Here is a 2,952-nt window from a genome sequence, read left to right as displayed (position 1 = left end):
GGGGTTGGAGTTGACCAGGGAGACCCGGATGCCCTCCTCGCGCAGCACCCGGCAGGCCTGGGTGCCCGAGTAGTCGAACTCGCAGGCCTGGCCGATCACGATCGGGCCGGACCCGATCACCAGAACGTGCTTGAGGTCAGTCCTCTTCGGCATGTCAGCGGGCCTCGCTCATCAGGGTCACGAACTCGTCGAACAGGGGCGCGGCGTCGTGCGGACCCGCCGCCGCCTCCGGGTGGTACTGCACGCTGAACGCGGGCACGTCCAGGGCGCGCACGCCCTCGACGGTGCCGTCGTTGGGGCAGTAGTGGCTCAGCTGGGCGCGGCCGAAGTCGGTGCCGAACTCCTCGCCGGGCTCGCCCTCCAGGGCGAAGCCGTGGTTCTGCGAGGTGATGGCGACCCGGCCGGACGCCACGTCGATCACCGGGATGTTGATGCCCCGGTGGCCGTAGCGCATCTTGTAGGTCTCGCGGCCCAGCGCCCGGCCGAGGATCTGGTTGCCGAAGCAGATGCCGAACAGCGGGATCTTCCGCTCCAGCACGCCCCTGGTGAGGTCGACGGCGTGCGCCTGGGTGGCGGGGTCGCCGGGGCCGTTGGACAGGAAGACGCCGTCGGCGCCCACCGCCAGCAGCTCGTCCAGGGTGGACGTCAGCGGCAGCACGCGGACCTCAATGCCGCGCGCGGCCAGCATCCTGGGGGTGTTGGACTTGATGCCCAGGTCGAGCGCGGCGACGGTGAACTTCCGCTCGCCGACCGCCTCGACGGTGTAGGGCTCGGGAGTGGTGACGTCGCCCGCGAGGTTCGCGCCCTTCATCTCCGGGGCGCTGCGCACGCGCTCCAGCATCTCCTCGGCGGTGCCCAGCTCGTCGCCGGAGAACACGCCCGCCCGCATGGCGCCGCGCTCGCGCAGGTGCCGGGTCAGCATCCGGGTGTCCACGCCGGAGATGCCGACGACGCCCTGCCGCTCCAGCTCCTCGTCCAGCCCGCGCCGGGAGCGCCAGTTGGACGGCACGCGCGCGGGGTCGCGCACGACGTAGCCCGCGACCCAGATGCGGGTCGACTCGTCGTCCTCGTCGTTCCAGCCGGTGTTGCCGATCTGCGGGGCGGTCTGCACCACGATCTGCCGGTGGTACGACGGGTCGGTCAGGGTCTCCTGGTAGCCGGTCATGGCGGTGGAGAACACCGCCTCGCCCAGCGACGCGCCGCGCGCGCCGTACGCCTCGCCGCGGAAGACGCGGCCGTCCTCCAGCACCAGTGCCGCGCTGCTCATGCCTTGCCTCCCGCGTTCAGGGCGTCCACCCACTGCTCGTACACGTCCTTGTCGTCGCCCCGGAACCCGGTGTCGAGCACCTTGTCCCCGAGCTGCCAGCGCACGACCAGCAGGCCGTCCGCCGTCATCACCTTGTTGGCCAGCCCCCGCGCGGTGCGCGCGCCGCGCACGTCGGCGGCCGGGATCCACAGCGGCGAGGCGCCGTCGCGCTCCACCAGCACGCCCTGCCCGGTCAGCCGCAGCACGGCCTCGGCACGGTGGCCGATGTCGCCGATCGCGACCCGGTCCTGCCAGTCGTCGCCGATGGTGGTGCCCACGTACACGCCGGTGGTCTCCAGCACCGGCTCGCCCTGCTCGGCGGGCGGGGCGGGGAACCGCGCGAGCACCTGCTCCTGGGCGCGGGCGCGCCTGCGCCAGCCGTGCCACATGCCGTAGGCGATCAGCAGGAACACCGCGAGGCACAGCAGGGCCAGGAGGGTGCGGGTCATGGCTGGATCCTTCCGCTGAGCGCGGTGACTCGCCCGCGCAGGACCGTCGCCACGACGGCGGCGGGGAGCTCCATCCCCTCGAACGGGGTGTTCGCCGCGATGCTGGCGAAGTCGGCCCCGCGCACGGTCCAGCGGGCGTCCGGGTCGACCAGCGCCAGGTTCGCGGGCTCGCCGACCGCGATCGGGCGACCCTGGTCGGCGAGGCCGCCGATCTCCGCCGGGCGCTCGGACATGACGCGGGCGACGCCGCGCCAGTCGAGCAGGCCGGTGGCGACCATGGTCTCGGCGACCACGGACAGCGCGGTCTGCAGGCCGAGCATCCCCGGCCGCGCGGCGGACCACTCGCAGTCCTTGTCCTGCACGGCGTGCGGGGCGTGGTCGGTGGCGACGCAGTCGATCGAGCCGTCCGCGAGCGCGGCGCGCAGCGCCAGGACGTCGGACTCGGCGCGCAGCGGCGGGTTGACCTTGTTGACCGGGTCGTAGGTGGCGAGCCTGCGGTCTTCGAGCAGCAGGTGGTGCGGGGTGACCTCGGCGGACACCCGCGTGCCGCGCGCCTTGGCCCAGCGCAGCACGTCGGCGGTGCCCGAGGTGGACACGTGGCACACGTGCAGGCGGGCCTCGGCGTGCAGCGCGAGCAGGCAGTCGCGCGCCACGATCGACTCCTCGGCCGAGGCGGGCCAGCCCTGCAGGCCGAGCCGGGCGGCGTTCTCGCCCTCGTGGGCCTGCGCGCCGACGGTGAGCCTCGGCTCCTCGGCGTGCTGGGCGATCACGGCGTCGAGCGCGCGGCTGTACTCCAGCGCGCGGCGCATCAGCAGCGGGTCGTGCACGCAGTGGCCGTCGTCGGAGAAGACGCGCACGCCGACCTTGGCCATGGTGCCGAGCTCGGCGAGCTTCTCGCCCTCGAGGCCGACGGTGACCGCGCCGACCGGGTGCACGTCGACCAGGCCGACCTCGCGCCCGCGCCGGGCCACGTGCTCGACCACGACGGCGTTGTCGGCCACCGGGTCGGTGTTGGCCATGGCGAACACGGCGGTGTAGCCGCCGAGCGCGGCGGCGGCGGACCCGGTCGCGATGGTCTCGGTGTCCTCGCGGCCGGGTTCGCGCAGGTGGGTGTGCAGGTCGACGAAGCCGGGCAGCAGGACCGCGCCGCCGCCGTCGACGACCTGGGTGTCGTCGTCGATCGTCGCGGCGTCGATC

The 2,952-nt window shown here is 73.7% G+C and carries 3 protein-coding genes; all 3 read right to left on the bottom strand.

Features of this window, described 5'->3' with window-relative positions; all coding sequences use genetic code 11:
* Nucleotides 1-154: 154 nt before the first annotated feature.
* Nucleotides 155-1,267 (bottom strand): glutamine-hydrolyzing carbamoyl-phosphate synthase small subunit, encoded by a 1,113-nt coding sequence (gene carA, locus ACTUAL_RS22610; RefSeq protein ID WP_440901648.1) that lies wholly within the window; start codon nucleotides 1,265-1,267, stop codon nucleotides 155-157.
* The gene (locus ACTUAL_RS22605) at nucleotides 1,264-1,755 is read right to left on the bottom strand and encodes a PH-like domain-containing protein (RefSeq protein ID WP_096496120.1); all 492 of its coding nucleotides are present in this window, start codon (nucleotides 1,753-1,755) and stop codon (nucleotides 1,264-1,266) included. The genes carA and ACTUAL_RS22605 overlap by 4 nt, the downstream gene beginning before the upstream one ends.
* Nucleotides 1,752-2,952: dihydroorotase (locus ACTUAL_RS22600; protein ID WP_440901647.1), on the bottom strand; the 1,201-nt coding region annotated here is incomplete at its 5' end. The genes ACTUAL_RS22600 and ACTUAL_RS22605, both read right to left, overlap by 4 nt.

It is taken from the genome of Actinosynnema sp., from assembly GCF_052038725.1.
Note: the sequence above shows the minus strand (reverse complement) of the source record. Positions and strands in the feature narration are given on the sequence as shown.